We start from the raw sequence: 21052 nt of genomic DNA, 5'->3' as shown, positions 1-21052 counted from the left end.
TTCTCCTCTCAGGCAGCCTTGATGCGCAGCAAACGTTCAACAAGCAGCTCTTTCCACTGCGGATTGCCGCCCAGAATCAGTGACAGGGCTTGGGCGCGACGGTAATAGAGGTGGCAGTCAAACTCCCACGTGAAACCCATGCCGCCGTGGGCCTGAATGTTTTCCTTGCTGCTCTCGTAGTAGGCGTCAATCGCACTGACCCGGGCCGTTGCCGCTGCGAGCGGCAGCTCGACGTCGTCGGCTGACAGGGCCCAGGCGCCGTAGTAGGCGTTGGAGCGTGCAAGTTCAGTGGCTACAAACATATCGGCAAATTTGTGTTTGATGGCCTGAAATGACGCCACCTGACGACCAAAGGCGTAGCGGCCCATGGTGTATTCCTTGCCCATGTTCAGCGCTGCATCACAGCCGCCGATCTGCTCAAAGGACAGCAATACCGCCGCCCGGTCGAACAGAGTGGATAGAATTGCCACGGTATCGGCGCTGCTCGCGAGTTTTTCGCAAGGCGCTTGGTCAAAGCTCAATTCTGCCAGTGGCAGGGTTGGGTCAATGCTGGTCAGGGCTTTGCGGGTAACCCCGGCGGCGGTGAGGTCGACCAAATAGAGGGCGGGTTGGCCATCTTCCGCGGCCAGAACGACGGCTTTGTCCGCCACCTCCCCGTGAAGCACAGCCGTTTTCTTGCCGCTCAGGCTGCCGTCGGTGACGGTGGTATTGAGATTTTCTGTGGTCAACGCGCCGGCGGATTCCTGAGTGGCAAGGCAACCAATCCACTCTCCGGCCGCGAGCTGCGGCAGCCAGGTGTCCTGTTGGGCTTTGTCGGCGGCCAGCTTGATCGCTTCAGTGGCCAGGTAAACGGAGGCAATAAATGGCACCGGCGCGACAACGCGACCGAGCTCTTCGGCAATGACGCAGAGCTCCAGATAGCCCAAGCCAAGGCCACCCTGATCTTCGCTTATGGCGGTGGCGGGCCAGCCGAGTTCCACAATTTGCTGCCAAAGTGCTTGGTCGTAAGCCTGCTCGCCTTCTAAGGTCTGGCGAACGCGTGCGGTATCGCACTCGCTGGCCAGGAAGTTGCGAGCCTGCTCTTGAATGAATTTCTGATCTTCAGAGAAGTCAAAGTTCATGCTTTGCTCCCGGATTCTGTGAGGTTTAAGAACCCGGAAGCTTAGCGGTGTGGGGCGGGGTCGACAATGACAAAACCCGGCGTGGGGGCTGCCAGATCAGGTCAGGTGGGCTGGTGTTATACCAGCCGGAGATTGGCGGTGCTGCGACGACGGGCAACCGCAAACAGGGATTGCACAGCGCGTCTGACATCTTCTGCCTCGGCGGGCATATAGCGGAATGACAAAGCGATACGGCTTACCATATCGAGAATGTCGTGCAGGGCGCCCGCATCGGGATTGCGTCGGCGATAGTCGAGGTAAGCGTCCTGAAACAGTTTCTGCCATTGCTCCCGAGCCAGTTCCCCGGTCAGGTGCGATAGAATTTCGCCAGCATTGTTACTGCTGAGCAGATCCTGACTACCGCGCACAGGTGACAAGACCTCAGCGGAGCAGACCAGCGCTTCTTCGACCATGCGTGCAAAATCATTCTGATAGGGCGCGCAGGCTGTGGTGAGCTGGTCAAACAGGCGCTTGCGCTCGAGATCAATGACCGCTGCGATTAGTTCAGATTTGCCAGCGTAATAGCGATACACTGTACGCCGGGTGACATTGGCAGCATTTGCCACGTCTTCAATGGTGGTGGACTGAACGCCCTTGCTGACAAAACAGGTAATCGCTGCACGCAGCAGTTTCTTTTTACCGGTATCGACATCATCTACGCGGGCTCCGTTGCCCCAGCGTCTGCTACCCATAAGCCGTGTTCCTTTGCTCTATAGACACGTGGTTGGTCACCCTGAATGTTAGCAAGCGCCTACCCCATGACCGCTACCCGTATTTATACATATGGCCCCCTCTGTGCGGTTGGTGGCCGGAATCGGGATGGCAGAGGTTTTTCGACTGTTGCATAATCCCGAAGATTACGAATCCGGAAAATGGACTGTTATGCGCTACGCCAATATTACCGGGTGGGGTAAATGCCTGCCGCCAGCTGTTCTTACCAATCAAGACCTGACCCAGATCATGGATACCTCCGACGAGTGGATCAGTACCCGCACCGGCATCAAGGAGCGGCGCATCACTCACGTCAAATACTCGGAACTGGCCGCGCTGGCCGGTAAGCGGGCTTTGGCCGCCGCCGGCTTGGAAGCGACCGACATCGATATGATCATCCTGGCAACGGCTGCGCCGGACAATATGATTCCCAATGGCGCCTCGGCGGTACAGCATCAGCTGGGTGCGACCAATGCGGCTGTTTTTGACCTCAATGCGGCCTGTACTGGCTTTGTTTATGGCTTGAGTCTGGCCACCGCCATGGTGCGCTCGGGCAGTGTGGACCGGGTGATGGTGATTGGTGTCGACGGCATTCCCTACTACCTCGACTGGACCCTGCGTGATGTCTCCGTTTTATTTGGTGATGCGGCTGGTGCCGTGATCGTCGAGCCCAGTGAAGCCGAAAGTGGTTTGCTGGCCGACAAGCTCGGTTGTGATGGCGATGCCCGGGATATTCTGATGGCCTGTGATTCTGGTGCTGTGCGCGAGCGCTTCGGGCCTGTCGATGGCCTGTTTGAGATTAATTTTGAAGGTCAGGAAATTTTCAAGCGCGCCGTGCGCGGCATGGGCTTCGCCATGAATACCGTGCTCGACAAACTGAGCCTCAAGCCCGAAGACGTTGATCTGGTGATTCCCCACCAAGCCAATATCCGGATTATCGAAACCCTCGCCAAGCGTCTCAATGCGCCGATGGACAAGGTGATGGTCAATATTGAAAAGTATGGCAACACCTCGGCAGCTACGGTTCCGGTTGCCCTCTGCGAAGCGCTGGAACAGGGGCGAATCAAGCCCGGCGACAATGTACTGGCCGCTGCGTTTGGCGCCGGCCTCACCTGGGGCGCCTTTTTGGTGAAATGGGGCGATCGAGTCGAGCCTCTCGGCACCTGTGACGACGAGCTGCCGCCCTGCGACAAAACCGCGTTGGAAATCCTTCAGCCCTGGGTGGACGGCTGCCGCCGCGCCGCGGGCGAATGATTCTGCGCACTCCCGAGCAGCGCTTTGCGGCGCTGCCCGACTTTCCTTACTCTCCGCACTACCTGACGCTGCCGCACGCCGAAGGCGAGTTGCGTATGGCCTATATCGACGAAGGTCCGCGCGATGCGCCTGTGGTTTTGATGCTGCACGGTGAACCCAGTTGGAGTTTTGCCTATCGGCATGTGATCGCCGCGGTGGCTGCGGCGGGTTACCGGGCGGTAGCGCCGGACCATATCGGCTTTGGCCGTTCCGACAAGTTGCCGCATCGCAGCGACTATTCCTATGCCGCCTTTGTTGCATGGATGACGGCCTTTGTGGATCAATTGGACCTGAAGAATATCGTTCTGGTCTGTCAGGATTGGGGTGGCCCAATTGGATTGAGCACCCTGGCGGCAAGACACGAGCGTTTCAGCGGTGTGGTAGCGGCTAACACCCTCTTGCCCAATTGCGAACTGCCACCTGCCGGGATTGCTGATTGGCCGGGGGAAATCGTAACGGCCTGGGTTGGCATGACCGCCGAGGCAGACGATCTGCCGGTAGCGGATATTGTCGATAGCGTCAGCGTGAAAACGTTGGCGGCTGAGGTTAAGGCGGCCTACGATGCGCCGTTCCCAGATGCCAGCTATAAAGCGGCTGTGCTGGAATTTCCCAGCCTGATTCCAACTCGGGAAAACATGGCCGGTTGCGCCGAAAATCGGCAGGTGTGGCAGCTGCTGGAAACCTGGGATAAACCTTTTGTCACTGCCTTCAGCGATAGCGATCCGAGCACCGCGCCGTGGGCGGAGGTGTTCAGAAAACGGATTCCCGGTGCCGATAACGATCTTCATACGACGCTTCGTGGTGCGGGGCATTTTGTGCAGGAAGAGCTTGGCGCAGAGTTGGCCGAGATTGTCCTGAAGCTGCGCGCAATCTGCTAATGCTTCGTTTGCGGATTTCGTGGATGATTTCCTTATATCTTCAGCAATAACAACGAGTAATGCCATGACCGCCGTGATCTTTGAACAGCAGGGTGCTGTCGCCCGGATTATCCTGAACCGTCCAGAAGCCAAAAATACCCTCAATGCCGAAGTCTTTGTGCGCTTGAACGAAGCCTGGGAAGAGGTGCGCAACAACGATGCGATTCGGGTGGCCGTAATCACCGCCTCCGGGGAAGAGGATTTTTGCTGTGGTGGGGATCTGGGCAGTGTCATTCCGCTGTGGACCGGTGCCCGCCAGCCGCAGAACGAGATTGAAGAAAAGCTGCTGGCGGACCCGATGATTGTCGATCGTGTGATGCTGAAAGACCGGCCATTACACAAGCCGGTTATTGCCGCCATTAATGGCCGCGCGCTCGGAGGCGGCTGCGAACTGTTGCAGGCCACCGATATCCGAATAGCGGCCGATACCGCAATCTTCGGTTTGCCAGAACCCAAATCTGGTATTGTCCCCGGTGCCGGCAGTCTGGTTCGATTGGCACGCCAGTTACCTTACGCCCACGCGATGAAGTTATTGCTGACCGCAGAGCCGGTGGATGCCGTAACGGCACAGCAAATGGGATTAATCTCTGAAGTGGTCTCGCCGGATCAGTTGCAGGCACGCGCCAATGAGCTGGCGGACATCGTCGCCGCGAATGCCCCGCTGGCCATGCAGGCGATCAAGCGTACCGTATTGGAAAGCCACACCTTGCCGTGGGAAGACGCCTTCAAGCTGGAAATGGAACAGACCGGCGCGGTGATGATGACCAAGGATGCCCGCGAAGGACCCCGCGCTTTCAAGGAAAAGCGTAAACCCGTCTTCAAAGGCGAATAGGCAAGGGGCGGTAGGCTCCAACACCCTCTCACAATTTCTTGACGTTTAGGGGTTACAGCAAGCCCCTAAATTACCCTTTTATCGGTATTTTTGGCGCAGTTTTCCCATGTCGATTTGAGAGAACTGATCTATCTTAACTGACCTACTCGACGCATATCATTGCCCGCCTGAGAGGTCTCGATGGAACAGCTTACCGGAATCGAAAGCAGTTACCTTGCCATGGAACAGCACGCCATGCCGCTGGTGGTAACCGCAGTCAATATTTATGAGGGCGGCGACAAAGCCGACTTTGCCGCCATTCGTCAGAGTTTTCTCAATGCGGTGACCCGCTTTCCCCTGTTTCGCCGTCGCCTGCTGAAGGTGCCTTCGGCACTGGATCACCCCTACTGGATAGAAGATCCGGATTTCGATGTGGACTGTCATTTGCGCCAGATGGCCCTGCCGGAACCGGGCAACTGGCATCAGTTCTACTTGCAGCTCGCCCGGCTGCAGGCCCTGCCAATGCACCGTGACCGCCCGTTGTGGCAGGCGTTTGTGATTACCGGGCTGGACAGTCTGTCGGGGCTGCCCAAGGGCAGTTTCGCACTGGTGGTTCGCGCCCATCGGGCCATTGCGGACAACGGCCAGCTCAATGCGCTGCTCATGCGAATGCACACCTTTGATCCGGCGGCTATAGCTGATGAGTCGCAGTTGGTATGCACGCGGGATATTCGCCCCGGCAGTGGTCAGTTACTACTTCAGGCGCTGCGCAATCAGGGTGGACGCTGGTGGCGAAGCCGACAGCTGCTGCAGCAGAGCCTGGATCGATACCGCAGCCAGCGCGAGACGGATATGCCCGAGGCGCCAAAAACGGTGGCCACTCGCTTTAATCAACACCCCTCGAGTTTTCGGGTGGTCAGCCACTTGCGCTTGCCCCGCAGTGGCTGTCAGGCAATGCGCGAACGGGTACCCGGCAGCAGCCTATGTGATGTGATGCTGACGCTGATCGGGGGCGGCATGCGCAACTATCTGCTGCACAAGGGCGAGTTACCCGAGGCTAGTCTGGTGGCTAGTATGCCTCAGAGTCTGGTCAATGAACTGCAGCGCAAAGACAAGTCGGTGACTATCGGCGGTAATCTGCGGTTGGCTCTGCACACAGAGCTTGCCTCGCCGCTGGAGCGTTTGCGACGGGTCAGTGAAGCCCAGCGTGCGGCCAGAGCCCACGACCCGCTGGCAGAACAGAGCTTGATCAATGGAGCCGCGGAGATGATTTCGCCTCTGTTTATGCGGTTGGGCATGCAGGGTTACCTGAGGCTGGGCCGTTATACGCCTTATCGGCACCACACCTTTGTGGAGGGTGTGCGTGGCAGCGACATGCCGCTGTACTTTGGTTACTCGAAGCTACTGCGCAGCTTTGCCCTGGCGCCCTTGCTGCCGGGGGCGTCACTGACCCACTGCCTATCACGCTGGGGAAACGAGCTGACGCTGGCGATCAATGCCTGCCGCGAAGCGCTGCCAGATCCCGATGCCTATCTGAAAGCCTTGCAAGACGCCTGGTTGGATATGGAGGATTGCCTCCTCCCGCAAGCCAGTGAGCGCGCAGCCGATGTAATTAGCGACGACTACGCGCAACAGGCAAGCGCCTGACCTTGGCTTTCGGGTTTTACTTCAGGCCGGCTTTCTGAGGAAAACCTGATAGACATTAATGCTGCCGGCAAGAAAGCCACCCTCGCAGTATTCGAGGTAATAACGCCACAGGCGGCGGAAGCGTTCGTCAAAGCCCTGTTTTGATACGGAGGGCCAGGTAGCATGAAAACGCTGGTTCCACTCCGCCAGCGTGCGGGCGTAACTATCGCCAAAGGCCAGCGCGCCTCGCCATTCCAGTCCAGCCTTGCCACTGTGCGCTTGCACTCGCTCTATACTCGGCAGCATGCCGCCGGGGAAAATATAGGTCTGAATGAAATCCGGACTTTCGCAGTAACCCCGAAAGCGCTTCTCATCAATGGTAATAACCTGAACAGCCGCGCTGCCGCCGGGTTTCAATCGCTGATACAGCGTTTTGAAATAGGTATCCCAGTATTCCTGACCCACAGCCTCGAGCATCTCGATCGAGACGATGTGGTCGTATTGGCCCTGTGTATCCCTGTAATCGGTCAGTGAAAAACGCGCCGTGTCCGCGTAACCAGCAGCTTCCAGGCGCTGGCGGGCAAACGCGAGCTGTTCGTGGGACAGGGTGATGCCCTCCAACTGTACCTGACGCTGTTGCAGCAGGTGCTCGGCAAAGCCACCCCAACCACAGCCCACTTCGAGCACGCGGCTGCCGTCCTGAATATCCAGTTCATCGATGATGTTTTGGTACTTGGTCGCTTGCGCGGAAGCCAGTGACTGCAGGGGGGCAGTAAACAGCGCCGATGAATAGGTCATGGTGTCATCGAGCCACGCCCGGTAGAAGTCGTTGCCGAGGTCGTAGTGAAACGTAATATTTTTGCGGCTTCCGCGCTTGCTGTTGGCGTTGCGGCGATGGCGAAACAGGCTCAGAAACCGGCTGATACGTGAGCCGGCTAATAATTTTGTCAGGGCATCTTCGTTGGCCAGCGCCCAGGTGATCACGGCGGCTACATTGGGTGAATCCCAGTCACCTTCCACAAAGCCCTCGGACCAGCTCAGCGTGCCGCCACTCAACAGGCGGCGCAGGGCGCGCCAGCGGTTTACCTTGACGGTCGCCCGGACCAGACCGTTATCGGCACCAAAGGAAAGATTGTCGCCATTGGGTAGTTGCAGAATCAGTAGGCCTTCACTGACCGCACTCAAGGGTTCGGTTAGGCGGGTCAACCATCGCGGCGCGGTCGCAGGTGACCTGTTTGGTATCGCTGTGCCTGTTTTGATATCGACCGCGACAGAGCGCGTCAGGCTATCTGATGGCTGATTCTGGGATGAAAGAGTATTTGATGACATGGCCAGGTTTCCGGTTATTGTGGTGTTTTGACACTCAGGCCGTGGGCGGGCGCGGCCTGATGGCGATAGATTTTGAGGCCTTTCAACCAGAGTTTGAGGGCTTCCCAGTGAATGCCTGCGACGACTTTCAGAGTCATCAGGGGCATCTGGCAGAAGCAGGCCAACAACTGCCTGTCCGTCAAGGGGCGGCGGCTGGCATGAAACAGGGCGGTAAACAATGTGGCATCCGCTTGTTGCTGCCGGATGCCCAATTGCAGGGTCTCGCCGGGCGGTCGTACCCGAAAGTGATAGTGCTGATGCATCGGCATAAAGGGTGAGACGTGGAAGGCCTTGGCGACGCTCTGGCGAATCAGCCCGTCTTCCCCTTCTTCTGCTGGTAGCAGATAACTGTGTCGCTCGCCAAAGGTATTGCTGACCTCGTAGACGGTGGCGAATAGACGATCCTGGGTGTCATAGCAGAAGTAAGCCGCAATCGGATTAAAGGCATAGCCGAGCATACGCGGGTAGCAAAGCAGGCTGGCCCGTTTAAGGCGGGTTTCAAAGCCTTCGCGATGCAGCAGCTCGCGCAGGTAGTCGAGGAGGTTGCCGTGTTGACCATCACCAAAGTCGCGACTGTAAAAGCTGAACAGATTAAAGCGGTTGAGGGAAAACCAGCGGCACTGGCGCGACATGGATTCCAGTTCGCTTAAATCGAACAAAAAGGCCGAGATGCTGTAGCTGAAGCGGTGTCGCCGGGGCGTGAGCCGGTGATGCATCACCTGGCCACGATAGAGGGCGGAGTGCACTGGCTGAACGTCGTCCATCAGGCCGCCTCAGCAGAGGGCATGGGCGCCGTTGTGTAAATCCGCGAGTTGGGATCGTCCAGCTTCCAAGGCCGCTCCACACCGCCGAGCGCCTCTGCTACGGCGAGGCCGGATTGAATGCCGTCTTCATGAAAACCATGACCAAAATAACTGCCGCAGAACCAGGTGCTATTCGTGCCTTGCAGATCCCACAAATGCCGCTGTGCCTGCAGCGCCGCGACATTAAACTGAGGGTGTTCATAGTCGAATCGCTGGAAGCATTTGTCCGGGGCTGGTTCATGCGTCGGATTCAGGGTCACGATAATCGGCGTTTTGCCGGGCAGATGCTGGAGGCGATTCATCCAATAACTTACCGCCACCTTGCCCTGGCTATTTTGGCGATCCGACAGATAGCACCAGCTGGCCCAGGCCCCCTTACGTCGTGGCATCAGGCTTGGGTCGCAATGCAACCAGGCGGTGTTGTGCTCATAGCGGAACTGCGATAACAGGGCCTGCTCGGTGACGCTGGCATCCCCCAGCATGGCCAGAGACTGGTCAGCGTGGCCGGCCAGTACCACGTGATCGAACTGCCGTGTGACACCGTGCTCGTCGGTCAGGCTGACACCGTCCGGGTGGCGCTCAATGCGCGAAATGCCCGTGCCGAGCAGAATGTCGCCGCTGATCTCATGGCCGATTTTGCGCACGTACTCTCGCGATCCGCCGACGACCGTTTGCCACTGCGGGCGATCGGATAGCTGCAATAGGCCATGGTTTTCGCAGAACTGCAGAAACGCCTTGGCGGGATAATCCGCCATCTGCGCCGCGGGGGTGGACCAGATGGCGGCCCCCATTGGAATCAGATGGTCGTCGCGAAATCCGTCGCCGTAGCCCCCGCGCGCTAGCAGATCGCCCAGGGTCGTGGTGTCGTCCAGCGATTTCAGCCAGTCGTCGCTGTCGCGATAAAAGCGGATCAAATCACGGATCATGCGCCAAAATCGCGGGCGCAACAGGTTGCGCTTCTGGGCGAACAAAGGGCGCAGTGAGTCGGCGCCCGCGTATTCCAGTTCGCCCTGATTGATGGAAACCCCGAAGGACATATCCGTCGCCTGGTACTCAACCCCGAGCGTGTTAAACAGATTCACCAAGTTGGGGTAGCAGCGCTTATTGAAAACGATAAAACCCGTATCGACTGCCAGTCGCCCCTCGGGAGTGAGAATGTCGACTGTGTTGCTGTGCCCGCCGAGTCGCTGTTCGCGCTCAAACACTGTCACGGTGTGGGCTTTGCTAAGGAGCCAGGCCGCGCTGAGCCCGGCAATGCCGGAGCCGACGACAGCGATGTTAAGGGGGGGAGCGGCCATGGAAAGCCTCCAGCTTTCTCTTTATAACAGAACGATTCTGCTTTACGTGGGGGGGCGGATAGTGGATCAGAGTGCATCGAAAAAGCCGGTTTTGACGTACACTGCAAACCCTCAGAACAGGAACAGACAATGACACGCTGGATCGCGATGCTCGCCTTGGCCTTCCCTCTTTACCTCGCCGCGGCGACCTTCCCTGGGCAGGTTGAAGTGGGTGATCACTCACTTTCTCGAGTGGCAGAAGCCCGCTATTCCGTGCTTTGGAAGCGGATCACCGACGTAGCCCTTTACGTTGACAGCAGTCAGCTCCAGCCCGCCAGCGGCGATATTCTCGACCCGGGGTACCGCAAATACCTGACCATTGAATATGGGCTTTCCGTTAGTGCCGAGCGCTTCCGGAAAATGACCCGTGAGCAGCTGGCCGAGCACTGGTCAGCGGAAGATCTGTCTCGTCACAGCGAGACCGTTGATACCTTCTGCAGTTGGCTCACAGCGGTTGAAGAAGGCGATCGCTATGCGGTGTACTGGCTGCCAGAGCAGGGTCTGACGCTAGCGCTGAATGGCGAGATACAGGGCACCTTGAATGACCCGGACGGCGCGGCGCTGGTGCTCAGCATCTGGCTTGGCAAGGCCGCGATCAGCGAGTCTCAGCGGGATGAGCTGCTGAGTCAGTGGCGGCAGTAGCGGCAGGCTTCACCTTTTGGTGTTGGGCCTTGTTCACGAACCCGGAATATAGGTATCACTCCGGGTCGCGGTAGGTGCAAGTAGCGGCTATAGTTAATAAAAATCGATTTACACTGCGATCGCTGCGGGGCTGGCCGGGCGAGTCGCCAGCCGGGATGCCTGCTTGATTATCACGCGTAATTCCTTTCCGTTTCCTTTCTGTACGCTGCTGCTGGCTTTGAGTGCACCGTTGCTGGCGCGTGAGCTCGAGCCGCTAACGGATAGTGGTGAGCTCTATTTCGCCGAAGAAGAAAAGAAAAAGTCAGAGAAAGAACAGGGCGAAGATGATAGGCCCGGCTTTGTCATGCGCAGCCTGCAGCAGATGGAAATCCAGCGAGACTGGCTCAGCAAGGGCTACGTTGGCATGTGGCGCGGGCTGGACGGCTATTTTAGCGACGGCGCCACCTTCGAAAACGAAAATGACAGCGAAATGCGGCTTGAGACCAAGCAGACCTGGCGGGCCGAAGGGGAAATAGAGAGCGACGTGCGTCTGCGGGTGCGCGTCGACCTCCCCAACACCGAAAAGAAGCTGAAACTGTTTTTCAGTTCGGATGAAGAAAGCAACGTTGAGGAGCGGGTGCGCTCGGTCTCGACCGGTGAGCGGATTGAGCGAGACAAGTCGGTGTCCGGTCTGGAATTCTCGCCCGATGACAAGGATCGCAAGTGGCGCCGCAAATTCAGTGGTGGTGTGCGGCTTCGTTCTTCGCTGGTGCCTTACGTCAAATTCCAGCTCAAACGTGAATGGGGCGAGGAGGACAGCGATAACTGGTTCCACCTGTTTCGGCAAAAGGTGGAATACTTCGATGACGACGGTTGGGGTACGAGTACAGAGTTTTCGTCGACGCACCCTGTGGGTGATGTCTTTATCTTCAGCTTCTGGCTGGAGGCCGACTACGAAGATCAATTCAATTTCTTCGAATACGCTAACGTCTACACCATGACGCAAGTGGTGTCGGAGCGTTCGGCGGTGCATTACCGGATCGGCGCCATTGGCGCGAGCCAGCCCGTACCACGCGTGAACGGGGTATTCTACGGCCTGAGTTGGCAGTATCAGCTATACGAAGACTGGATTTTTCTCGGAATCTCGCCGGAGGTATTTTACCCCCGAGAGCTTAACTGGAGCGCTGAGCCAAGTATCACGGCCAAGCTGGAGATATTCTTCGCGGAGTGAGACGCAGTGGCCTCGAATACCGAGGCTTTCTTATTCCTGCGGCTTTGCCGGTGCGTCGCGTTTTTCCAGTTCCGCGCGCAGTACGGTGACTTCTCTTGGGGCTTCAATGCCCACGCGAACGTTTTTACCATTCACTGAAACGATGGTGATGCGAATGTCATCGCCAATGGTGAATACCTGTCCCGGTGTTCTATTAAGTACCAGCATAACTTCTCTCCGCACTTCGCCCATCCCGGGCTAATTGCACATAAATCTAAATCGACAGACGCCGGATTCTAACCCAGTTATTGGGAAATAGCATGGTGACGAAGAGTGTAAATGTTGCTTATACCCACCAGCCTGTGACGCTTTACCGTAAATATAGACCGTTTCTACCAGCACGCTAACGCGCGACCTGTCTTGGGGCGCCGGCTATTTGTTTGCTGCGACAGGCGGGTAAAGCTGTAACAAACTGTCAATTCACTGTAAGGGCCGGTCATTGGCGATTTGGCTACAAAGCGCGATTCTACGGGCCGATAACATTACGGAGATTGCTATGAGTCACTCAGCTTTGATTTATGACGCGGTGCGAACCCCGCGCAGCAAGGGCAAAAAAGACGGCAGCTTGCACGAGGTTAAACCCGTCGATCTGCTTGCGGGTCTGCTCAACGGCCTGCGTGACCGCTATGAATTGGACACCAGCAAGGTTGACGACGTCGTGGCTGGCTGTGTGGTTCCCGTGGGTGAGCAGGGTGCCTGTGTGGCCAAAACCGCCGTATTGAAAGCGGGCTGGGATGAGTCTGTCGCCGGTGTGCAACTGGATCGATTCTGTGCTTCGGGTCTTGAAGCCGTCAATATTGCGGCTCAGAAAATTGCCTCTGGCTGGGAAGATCTGGTCGTAGCTGGTGGTGTGGAGTGCATGTCTCGCGTCCCGATGGGCGTGAACGGTGGTGCCTGGGGCGAAGATCCGGCGACCGCCATCGATACCGCGTTTGTTCCCCAAGGGATCGGCGCAGATTTGATTGCAACACTGGACGGTTATAGCCGCGCCGACGTCGATGCCTTTGCCGCTGAATCCCAGCGTAAAGCTGCGGCCGCTCGTGAAGCCGGTTATTTCGACCGCTCTGTGATTCCGGTGCGCGATGACAATGGGCTCGTGATTCTGAAACAAGACGATTTCATTAAGCCGGGTACAACGGTTGAGAGCCTGTCTGGCCTCAAGCCTTCATTCGAATTTATGGGTTCTCTGGGTTACGACGATATTGCCCTGAGCAAATACCCCCAAGTCGCCAAGATTAATCACGTTCACCACGCCGGCAACTCCTCGGGCATCGTGGACGGCGCTGCTGCGGTGCTGATCGGTAGCGAGAAAATTGGCAAGGAGCTGGGTCTGACCCCGCGCGGTCGCATTGTGGCCACCGCCGTAACTTCTACTGAACCCACCATTATGCTGACCGGCCCTGCGCCCGCCACCTTCAAGGTGCTGGAGCGTGCCGGCATGACCCTGGATCAAATTGATCTGTTTGAAGTGAACGAAGCCTTCGCCTCGGTCCCCATGCGCTTTCAAAAAGCCACCGGGGTGCCGTTTGAAAAAATCAACGTCAACGGTGGCGCCATTGCCATGGGCCATCCGCTGGGTGCAACCGGTGCCATGCTGACCGGCACCTGCTTGGATGAACTGGAACGCCGCGGCCTGCGTTACGGCCTGATCACCCTGTGTGTGGGTGGCGGTATGGGTATCGCAACCATCATCGAGCGCGTGTAAGCCGACAGACGAATCAGGAAAGGTAAATAGTCATGACTGGACAATTCCACTACGAAAAAGACGCCGACAATATCGTCACCATCACCATGGACATGAGTGGTCCGGTGAACGCGATGAACGACGAGTATCTTGAATTGATGGGTGCAACGACCACCCGTTTGGATAAAGAGCGCAACGACATCGCCGGCGTGGTACTGACCTCAGCAAAGAAAACGTTCTTTGCTGGTGGCGATATCAAGAACATGCTGAAAGCTGTGCCGGGTCAAGATGAAGAGGGCCTGTTCCAGATGTGTGAAGACATCAAAGCGATGCTCGCCACACTGGAGAAACTGGGTAAGCCGGTGGTTGCGGCCATTAATGGCGCAGCGCTGGGTGGCGGCTACGAGATCTGTCTGGCCTGTCATCACCGCGTGGCGCTGAACTCGCCGCTGGTGCAGGTGGGGCTGCCCGAAGTTGGTCTGGGTTTGCTCCCTGGTGGCGGCGGTATCGTACGTCTGGTGAACAAGCTGGGCGTTGAAAAAGCCATTATGCCCCTGCTGGAAGGCACGCGTTTTAACGCACAGAAAGCCCATGCCGCTGGCCTGATTGAAGAGCTGGCGGATTCCCCGGATGAGATGATCGCCAAGGCGAAAGCTTGGATCAAAGCCAACCCGGAAGCTTCTAACCCTTGGAATGAAAAAGGCTACAAGATCCCCGGTGGCGATCTGAAGAACCCGAAAATTGCCCAGATGATTCAGGGCGCCATTCCCATGTTGATGCAGAAAACCCGAGGTCTGGTGCCTGCTCCGGCGCGTATTCTCGATGTGGTAGCTAACACACTGCGAGTAGATTTCGACACCGCCATGCGCATCGAAAGCCGTGGTTTGGCCGCACTGGTGACGACTCCGCAAGCCAAAAACCTGATGACCTTCTTCCTGCAAATGAATCAGGTCAACGGTGGTGGCAGTCGTCCGAAAGGCATTGAGAAAACCGCCGTTAAAAAAGTGGGCGTCCTCGGCGCCGGCATGATGGGGCAGGGCATTGCCTACGTTTCTGCTAAAGCCGGTATTGAAGTTGTACTGAAAGACATCAGTCAGGAAGCCGCTGACAAGGGCAAGGCTTATACGGAAAAATTGCTCGACAAAGCGATGGCTAAAGGCCGCATGACCGAAGAGAAGAAGGCCGGCATCCTTGGCCTGATCAAAGCCACTGATAAGGCAGAAGATCTGAAAGGCTGTGATCTGATTATTGAAGCCGTGTTCGAAAACGTTGACCTCAAGCATCAGATCACCAAAGAGCTGGAGCCGCAGTTGGCCGAGAACGGTGTTTGGGGTTCTAACACCTCAACCCTACCAATCACTCTGCTGGCCGAGCCTTCCCAGAAGCCTGAAAACTTTATCGGCATTCACTTCTTCTCGCCGGTCGACAAGATGCCGCTGGTTGAAATCATCGTCGGCGAGAAAACCTCCGATGAAACATTGGCCCGCGCTTTTGACTACGCCCAGCAGATCAAGAAGACCCCGATTGTGGTGAACGATTCGCGTGGCTTCTTTACCTCACGCGTATTCGCAACCTATATCGACGAAGGTGCGCAGCTGCTGGAAGAGGGTGTTTCTCCGGTGCTAATTGAAAATCTGGGAAAGGCGATTGGTATGCCCGTTGGCCCGCTGGCAGTGCAGGATGAAGTCAGCCAGCAATTGACAGTTAAAGCCAATGAAACCAATCGCGAACTGGACGAGCGTCTGGGTCAGAAATTTGGCAGCGACAACGCCGGTTACCGCATGGCCAAGAAAATGATCGACGAGTTTGGTCGCGGCGGCCGCGCCCACGGCGGCGGTTACTACGACTATCCGGAAGGTGGCGAGAAAACCCTGTGGCCGGAAGTGGCGAAGATGTTTGCCAAAGATGACGTCAATGTAGCTAACGACGATATCAAGGATCGTTTGCTGTTCCGCCAGATCGTTGAATCCCTGCGCTGTTTTGAAGAAGGCGTGATGAACAATGTAGCCGATTCTAATATCGGTTCCATTATGGGTATCGGCTTCCCACCCCACACCGGCGGTGTGTTCCAGTTCATTAATACCTATGGCTTGAAAGAGTTTGTTGATCGCTGCAATGCATTGAGCGAGAAGTACGGCGAGCGCTTTACCCCGCCGCAATTGCTGCTGGATAAAGCCAAAAACAACGAGCTGTTTGCCTAGTAGCCACGTCTACACCCCGTCATTGCGAGCATGAATATTCCTTGTCATGGCGAGGGTGAAAGTGCCTCGTCATTGCGAGGAGCATAGCGACGAAGCAATCTCCAACTCATGGCAGCGGCCGCGGGTGATTGCTTCGCGATGCTCGCAATGACGGAGTACCATCGAATCCGGAGAAACCCCAAATGCTAAAACGCAACTTCACCGAAGAACAAAACATGTTCCGCGGTGCCTACCGAAAATTTCTGGAAAAGGAAATTGCCCCTCACGTAGAACGCTGGCGGGAGCAGGGCATTGTTGATCGCGAGGCCTTCACCAAAGCCGGTGAACAGGGCTTTCTGATGATCTGGCCGGACGAAGAATACGGTGGCATGGGCGACGATGATTTTCGCTTTGAGCAGATCATTATCGAAGAAACCGCCAATGTGTATGCGGGCGATTGGACCAACACTTTGCACAGCCGTTTGGTTGGCCCTTACTTGTCGCGCTTCGGCAATGACGAACAAAAAGCCCGCTTTCTGCCCAAGTGTGTAAGCGGCGAATGCATTCTCGCCGTTGCCATGACCGAGCCTGACGCCGGTTCTGACCTGGCAGGTATGCGTGCTATCGCCAAAGGCATGGGCGATCACTGGGTGTTGAACGGCACCAAGACTTATATCAGTAACGGCATCAACGCCGATCTGGTCGTGGTCGCAGCCAAAACTGACCCGGAAAACAATCCTCACGCCATGGGACTGTTTTTGGTCGAGCGCGGTATGGAAGGCTTCGAGCGCGGCCGCAACCTAAAAAAAATGGGGATGAAGGCTCAGGATACGGCAGAGCTATTTTTCAATGACGTAAAAGTCCCGAAGGAAAATGTATTGGGTGACCCCACGATGGGCTTTGTCTACCTGATGCAGGGTTTGGCCGAAGAACGATTGATCGGCGCCTGTGGTTTTATCGCCTCGGCCCAGAAAGCCTTCGAAGTGACTCGGGAATTTGTTATGGAGCGTAAGGTCTTCGGCAAGCCCCTGTCGTATATGCAAAACACCCAGTTCAAAATGGCGGAACTGCGTACCGAAATTGATGTGGCTCAAGCTCACGTGGATGCCTGTGTTGCGCAATTTAATGCCGGTCACTTAGCCGCTGAAGACGCGGCCAAAGCCAAGCTTTACACGAGTGAAGTACTCGGTCGAATGGTCGACGAAGGTGTGCAGCTGCACGGCGGGGCTGGTTATATGGATGAATACCCGATTTCGCGCATGTACACCGATGCGCGTATCACACGGATTTTTGCGGGTACGTCTGAGGTGATGAAGCTGATTGTCGGTCGCGATATTTTTTCCGATAAATTTGTTTCATACATCGATCGCTAGGAGGCCTTATGTCTGACTATCAAACCATCAGCTATTCGGTCGACGGTCATGTGGCCAATATTCTGCTGAACCGCCCGGAATCCCTGAACGCCTTTAATGTGCAGATGCGCAAAGAGCTGCTTTCAGCCTTTACCGAGGCAGGTGAAAACGAGGCGGTGCGCGTGGTGTTGTTCGGTTCGACTGGCAAGGCTTTTTCATCCGGCGCCGACCTGATGGATGGCCTCGGCGAGCAGAAAACTGTGGAAGATCAGATCATGAAAGAGTACTTCCCGGTACTCGATCTGATGGCCAACCTAAACAAACCGATCATTGCCGCGGTACCCGGTGTGATGGCCGGTATCGGTGCGGCCTTTGCCATGAACTCGGATCTGATCATGATGGCGGATACTGGCAGCATGCTGCTGGCCTTTACCAATATCGCACTGGTGCCGGACGGCGGCGCGAGTTGGCAGTTACTGCGCCACTTGGGCTATCAGCGCGCCTTCCAGTTAATTGCCGAAGGCGGTCGCATGAGTGCCCATGAGTGTTTGGAAGCCGGCATTGCCAACAAACTGGTGCCGGCCGATGAGTTGATGTCTGAAGCCCGCAAATGGGCAGAAGAGCTGGCTCAGCGAGCACCGGTCGCCCTGCGTGAGGTGAAGCAATTGCTACGCAAGGCAACGACTCTGAGCTATGCGGAAACGGTTGCACTGGAAGCCAAGACCCAGAATGTGTGTCTGGCGACCCAAGATGCGGCAGAAGCTGTCAAAGCCTTTGTCGAGAAGCGTCCGGCTGTTTTTCGGGGATGCTAGGTTTTAAGTTATTGAAAATAATAAAAAAGGCGGCAGGCTCTACGCCCGCCGCCTGAAAGACTTCTGGAAAGTCTTAAACTGAATTACTCAGCAATAACCGGCATTTCCGCCAGATCGGCATCGCCTGGGAGGTTAATATCGGCGACCTGGATGGCGTCGTTACCGCGCACAGCACCGGTAACCACTACTTCCTCTATATGCTGAACTGCCTCGTTGGCAGACGCCAGAGCGGGGATCAGGGCAGCGGCAAAGCAAAGTACAACGCGTTTCATGGGCAAACCCTCAACGGTCAAAGTGTGTACGGAAGAGAGTTTGCCAGTGGAATGTGACATTTGGATGACAGCGTCACAATTTTTCGGACCCTGCTGTGACATCCTGCGCTATAAACCAAATACCAATAAAAGTCATTAGTTTCACGTTCTGGCGCAATTCTAACTGTTTGAGTAAGTCGTTAGTGCTATGATTACAAGATGGCAAGCTCTGTAATGTAGAGGATGATGTGGCACATTCGATTTACGATTCAGCATCCCTTCCGCTTAAGCTTTTGATAGCGGCGGAACGAGAGTTTGCGATAAACGGAGAGAAAGCTCGTGTCAGTGATATTTTGGCGCGGGCAGAAAGCGGTAATGCCGCTGCGGTGAACTACCATTTTCGCTCTAGGGATGGTTTGTTTGCCGCTTGTCGAATATTTCGCGAACAACCACTGAACGAGTTTCGTAAGCGCTTGCTAGACAGGCTGCTGGCGGAGGCGACGGAAGAATCTCCCCCAACATTAGCTGAATATTTCTTTGTCTTGATTGCGCCTTCTGTTGCGGTAATCACCTCGTTACTACCTGAGGCGTATTACGGGCGTTTCATCTGTAAATGTGACACCTATTCCCGAGACAGGCTGGATGAGCGTCGGCACGAAATATGGGCTGAGCCCGCATTGCAGCTGGTAGAGATAATATTGGCTGAGCTGTCGGAGAGAATGTCTCCTTCTACTCTGGAGTTGCGGCTGGCCTTGTACGAAAGAAACATCCCCCAGAGTCTGGCGCAGCTTGAGACCTATTTGATGGGCAGGATTGAGTCTGGCGTGGAAAAGGAAGTAATTGTCGATCAGATCCCAGGCCTCATTGCTGAGATCGCACGTCATTCACTTTATAGCTTCATTCAGGACAAAAACACACAAAGCGATGATCTGTCACGTTGTGAGCGCCTTTATCGTGAAGAGCTCCAGGCTTTTGGCTCGTTTGTATATAGGGCTCCCGATCGGATGAGCCTGGCGGGCTATTAATCTAAGTCGATATTCCCTTCAATATCAATGAGATATCTTCATTGAATCCTTAATGATCTTTATTAATGAATAAATATTAAATTTAATGTTGTAAATATTCACAATTTCCATTGTGTGTGACAGGATGACAGTTATGGAGTGGCGAAAGGACATTCGAAGCGCTCTCCGTGGGAAAGGGGTTCCCTCTTGAGGTTGGGCATTAGGCATTTCATGTCCAGCAAAATAATAACTGTGGAGTATTAATATGAAGAAGACATCACTGATAGTGCTTGCGTCTGCCGTTTTCGGCTTGCATGGCAACGTTATGGCTGAAGATATGGTTCCCGTACTAATTTCAGGGGCGATAGCTGCGGTGGATGGTGGCGGGACTTGCTCGATTGAAGTCGGAAGTACTGTTGAGTTTAATTTTGATGGCGACGCTAGTGAGTGGAGAGTAGAGAAAGACTCAGAAGGTGCTGCAACGGGCCGATTCCAATATGACAAGGTTCCGACGTCTCCTCTAACCATTGATTGCAGCGAAACCACTGCTGAAACTCAAATTGAGTTCGCGACAAACAACCCTGCTTTTCGACAGGAAGCTGGTGGCGCTAATCCATTCGCATGTGGTAGCGATGGTCGATGCACATCCTACCCTGTAGCGTTTGTGCCGGATCCGCGAAGTTGTGCTGTGAGTGGCGATGAGTCGTGTGTGACGCAAAACCTTCAGGAAGGATATATAACTGTAAATCTGGCTTCTTGCACTGGTAATGCTACATGTACAACTGGTGTTTTTGCCGGTGCTAGTGCGACAGCTGACGCTGGAGGCGAGCTTACAGCTACCTTTTCAGGAACTTTGTTCTCAACAACGATGCGAGAGGGAGATACCCCACCCACTGCAGCACCGACCGTTAATAGTGCGCCTACTGGTAGCGTGATTTCCTCTCCACGATCGCCCGCACCTATGCTTTACGTGATTTACGGCGGCAGCTGATTGTGAAGCAAAGATAATAATCAGTCTTGAAGTAGATGAGGCCGAAGTGCTTCGCGCTTTGGCCTATTCTTGTCTCTTCTTTGTGGTAATTCTCATGAATGGTCTCTTTAAATACCTATTTTTAGCTCTATTTTTGTTTGCTGGCTGTGGCTCGTCACAGGCTCAAATAGGTGTTCCAGGTCAAGCTCTCACTATTTTGATTCCGCAAACGCAGTCGAGGTTTCCTATAAAGAATGGTGGGGAAGAGCCAGTTGTGGTGTCGATAGACATTGCGCCTCGTGCAAATGTTTATGAGAACTCTCGTGACGGGTTCGTTGTGATTTATCCCAAGACTTTTCGTCTCGAGCCAAAAACGTCTCAGCAAGTTAGTGTTTTGTGGCGGGGCGGTAGTGCTGTTTCTAAGTATTACTACATTCGCGTGCATTCAGTTTCTGAAGCTAGTTTGAAGCAAGATCGAAGCAATCCCAAATCTAGCGGGGTCGCCCCTCGGGTTGGGCAGGCATTCCCATTGAATATAATCGCGCCTGATTCGAAGCCAAATATCACCCTGAGTCTCAAGGATAAAAAGGTTTGGCTTTCGAATAGTGGTACTCGAGGCGATCACATTGAACAGATTCGCTATCGAAGTGGGAGGTCAGAAACGGTAGGTAAGTTCATAGTGCCTGGCGAAATTTTTCATTTGGCTTCCGTCGCAACGCTTTACGAAGTCGCAGCTATTAAGTTGCGCCGAAGTGGCTGGGTTGATCCAGAGCGGTAGCGGATATATATGTTTAAGACGTTAATTATCAGGTGTTCGTTGGCATTTTTAATATCTATAAATGCCTCGCTAGTACTTTCGGCTACCTCATTATCAAATGATGC

The 21052-nt window shown here is 55.3% G+C and carries 20 protein-coding genes; 13 read left to right on the top strand and 7 right to left on the bottom strand.

What is annotated here, in order from left to right:
• Positions 1-8: 8 nt before the first annotated feature.
• The gene (locus tag FHR99_RS07530; RefSeq protein WP_183409890.1) at positions 9-1121 is read right to left on the bottom strand and encodes an acyl-CoA dehydrogenase family protein; all 1113 of its coding nucleotides are present in this window, start codon (positions 1119-1121) and stop codon (positions 9-11) included.
• A gap of 116 nt (positions 1122-1237) precedes the next feature.
• Positions 1238-1852 carry a TetR/AcrR family transcriptional regulator gene (locus tag FHR99_RS07525; protein WP_183409889.1) on the bottom strand — a complete coding sequence of 205 codons (615 nt, stop codon included), beginning with the start codon at positions 1850-1852 and terminating at the stop codon, positions 1238-1240.
• A 190-nt stretch (positions 1853-2042) separates the two neighbouring features.
• On the opposite strand from FHR99_RS07525, the gene FHR99_RS07520 reads away from it, so the two are divergent.
• The 4 genes from FHR99_RS07520 to FHR99_RS07505 all read left to right on the top strand — a co-directional run bounded on the left by FHR99_RS07520 (position 2043) and on the right by FHR99_RS07505 (position 6539).
• Positions 2043-3125 (top strand): ketoacyl-ACP synthase III, encoded by a 1083-nt coding sequence (locus FHR99_RS07520; RefSeq protein WP_183410205.1) that lies wholly within the window; start codon positions 2043-2045, stop codon positions 3123-3125.
• Entirely contained in the window at positions 3122-4042 is a 921-nt protein-coding gene (locus FHR99_RS07515; protein WP_183409888.1) for a haloalkane dehalogenase, read from the top strand. Before FHR99_RS07520 ends, FHR99_RS07515 begins: the two co-directional genes overlap by 4 nt.
• Positions 4043-4106: 64 nt before the next feature.
• Positions 4107-4913, top strand: a complete 807-nt coding sequence (locus tag FHR99_RS07510) for an enoyl-CoA hydratase-related protein (RefSeq protein WP_183409887.1) — start codon at positions 4107-4109, stop codon at positions 4911-4913.
• A 180-nt stretch (positions 4914-5093) separates the two neighbouring features.
• The gene (locus FHR99_RS07505; protein ID WP_183409886.1) at positions 5094-6539 is read left to right on the top strand and encodes a wax ester/triacylglycerol synthase domain-containing protein; all 1446 of its coding nucleotides are present in this window, start codon (positions 5094-5096) and stop codon (positions 6537-6539) included.
• A 21-nt stretch (positions 6540-6560) separates the two neighbouring features.
• Here FHR99_RS07505 and FHR99_RS07500 read toward each other — a convergent pair whose 3' ends face one another.
• From FHR99_RS07500 to FHR99_RS07490, 3 genes are read right to left on the bottom strand one after another with little or no spacing between them, the layout of a single operon-like run.
• Positions 6561-7847 (bottom strand): SAM-dependent methyltransferase, encoded by a 1287-nt coding sequence (locus FHR99_RS07500; RefSeq protein ID WP_183409885.1) that lies wholly within the window; start codon positions 7845-7847, stop codon positions 6561-6563.
• A 14-nt stretch (positions 7848-7861) separates the two neighbouring features.
• Positions 7862-8650, bottom strand: coding sequence for a DUF1365 domain-containing protein (locus tag FHR99_RS07495; RefSeq protein WP_183409884.1), 789 nt, complete (start codon positions 8648-8650; stop codon positions 7862-7864).
• Entirely contained in the window at positions 8650-9987 is a 1338-nt protein-coding gene (locus FHR99_RS07490) for an NAD(P)/FAD-dependent oxidoreductase (protein WP_183409883.1), read from the bottom strand. The genes FHR99_RS07495 and FHR99_RS07490 overlap by 1 nt, the downstream gene beginning before the upstream one ends.
• A 129-nt stretch (positions 9988-10116) precedes the next feature.
• Between FHR99_RS07490 and FHR99_RS07485 the strand changes: the two genes are divergently transcribed.
• On the top strand, positions 10117-10668 hold the full coding sequence (locus FHR99_RS07485; RefSeq protein ID WP_183409882.1) for a chalcone isomerase family protein: 552 nt from the start codon (positions 10117-10119) through the stop codon (positions 10666-10668).
• Positions 10669-10831: 163 nt separating this feature from the next.
• Positions 10832-11878 (top strand): hypothetical protein, encoded by a 1047-nt coding sequence (locus FHR99_RS07480; RefSeq protein WP_183409881.1) that lies wholly within the window; start codon positions 10832-10834, stop codon positions 11876-11878.
• Between the two features lie 30 nt (positions 11879-11908).
• Here FHR99_RS07480 and FHR99_RS07475 read toward each other — a convergent pair whose 3' ends face one another.
• On the bottom strand, positions 11909-12085 hold the full coding sequence (locus FHR99_RS07475; RefSeq protein ID WP_183409880.1) for a carbon storage regulator: 177 nt from the start codon (positions 12083-12085) through the stop codon (positions 11909-11911).
• A 328-nt stretch (positions 12086-12413) separates the two neighbouring features.
• Between FHR99_RS07475 and FHR99_RS07470 the strand changes: the two genes are divergently transcribed.
• The 4 genes from FHR99_RS07470 (at position 12414) to FHR99_RS07455 (ending at position 17945) form a co-directional block, all read left to right on the top strand.
• Positions 12414-13622, top strand: a complete 1209-nt coding sequence (locus FHR99_RS07470) for an acetyl-CoA C-acetyltransferase (protein WP_183409879.1) — start codon at positions 12414-12416, stop codon at positions 13620-13622.
• A 32-nt stretch (positions 13623-13654) separates the two neighbouring features.
• Entirely contained in the window at positions 13655-15802 is a 2148-nt protein-coding gene (locus FHR99_RS07465; RefSeq protein WP_183409878.1) for a 3-hydroxyacyl-CoA dehydrogenase NAD-binding domain-containing protein, read from the top strand.
• Positions 15803-15984: 182 nt separating this feature from the next.
• Positions 15985-17154, top strand: coding sequence for an acyl-CoA dehydrogenase family protein (locus FHR99_RS07460; RefSeq protein WP_183409877.1), 1170 nt, complete (start codon positions 15985-15987; stop codon positions 17152-17154).
• A gap of 8 nt (positions 17155-17162) precedes the next feature.
• The gene (locus tag FHR99_RS07455; protein ID WP_183409876.1) at positions 17163-17945 is read left to right on the top strand and encodes an enoyl-CoA hydratase/isomerase family protein; all 783 of its coding nucleotides are present in this window, start codon (positions 17163-17165) and stop codon (positions 17943-17945) included.
• Positions 17946-18028: 83 nt separating this feature from the next.
• Here the strand turns inward: FHR99_RS07455 and FHR99_RS07450 are convergent, their stop codons facing one another.
• The gene (locus tag FHR99_RS07450; RefSeq protein ID WP_183409875.1) at positions 18029-18217 is read right to left on the bottom strand and encodes a hypothetical protein; all 189 of its coding nucleotides are present in this window, start codon (positions 18215-18217) and stop codon (positions 18029-18031) included.
• A gap of 227 nt (positions 18218-18444) precedes the next feature.
• On the opposite strand from FHR99_RS07450, the gene FHR99_RS07445 reads away from it, so the two are divergent.
• From FHR99_RS07445 to FHR99_RS07435, 3 genes are all read left to right on the top strand, one after another.
• Positions 18445-19221, top strand: a complete 777-nt coding sequence (locus tag FHR99_RS07445) for a hypothetical protein (RefSeq protein ID WP_183409874.1) — start codon at positions 18445-18447, stop codon at positions 19219-19221.
• 244 nt (positions 19222-19465) lie between these two features.
• Positions 19466-20191: a hypothetical protein gene (locus FHR99_RS07440; RefSeq protein ID WP_183409873.1), complete on the top strand. Its 726-nt coding sequence runs from the start codon at positions 19466-19468 to the stop codon at positions 20189-20191.
• Positions 20192-20285: 94 nt separating this feature from the next.
• A complete protein-coding gene (locus FHR99_RS07435) occupies positions 20286-20948 on the top strand; it encodes a fimbrial biogenesis chaperone (protein ID WP_183409872.1) in 663 nt (220 codons plus the stop codon).
• Positions 20949-21052: the final 104 nt, after the last annotated feature.

The organism is Litorivivens lipolytica (assembly GCF_014191715.1).
Lineage (GTDB): Bacteria > Pseudomonadota > Gammaproteobacteria > Pseudomonadales > Spongiibacteraceae > Litorivivens > Litorivivens lipolytica.
This window is presented reverse-complemented; position numbering and strand designations above follow the sequence as displayed.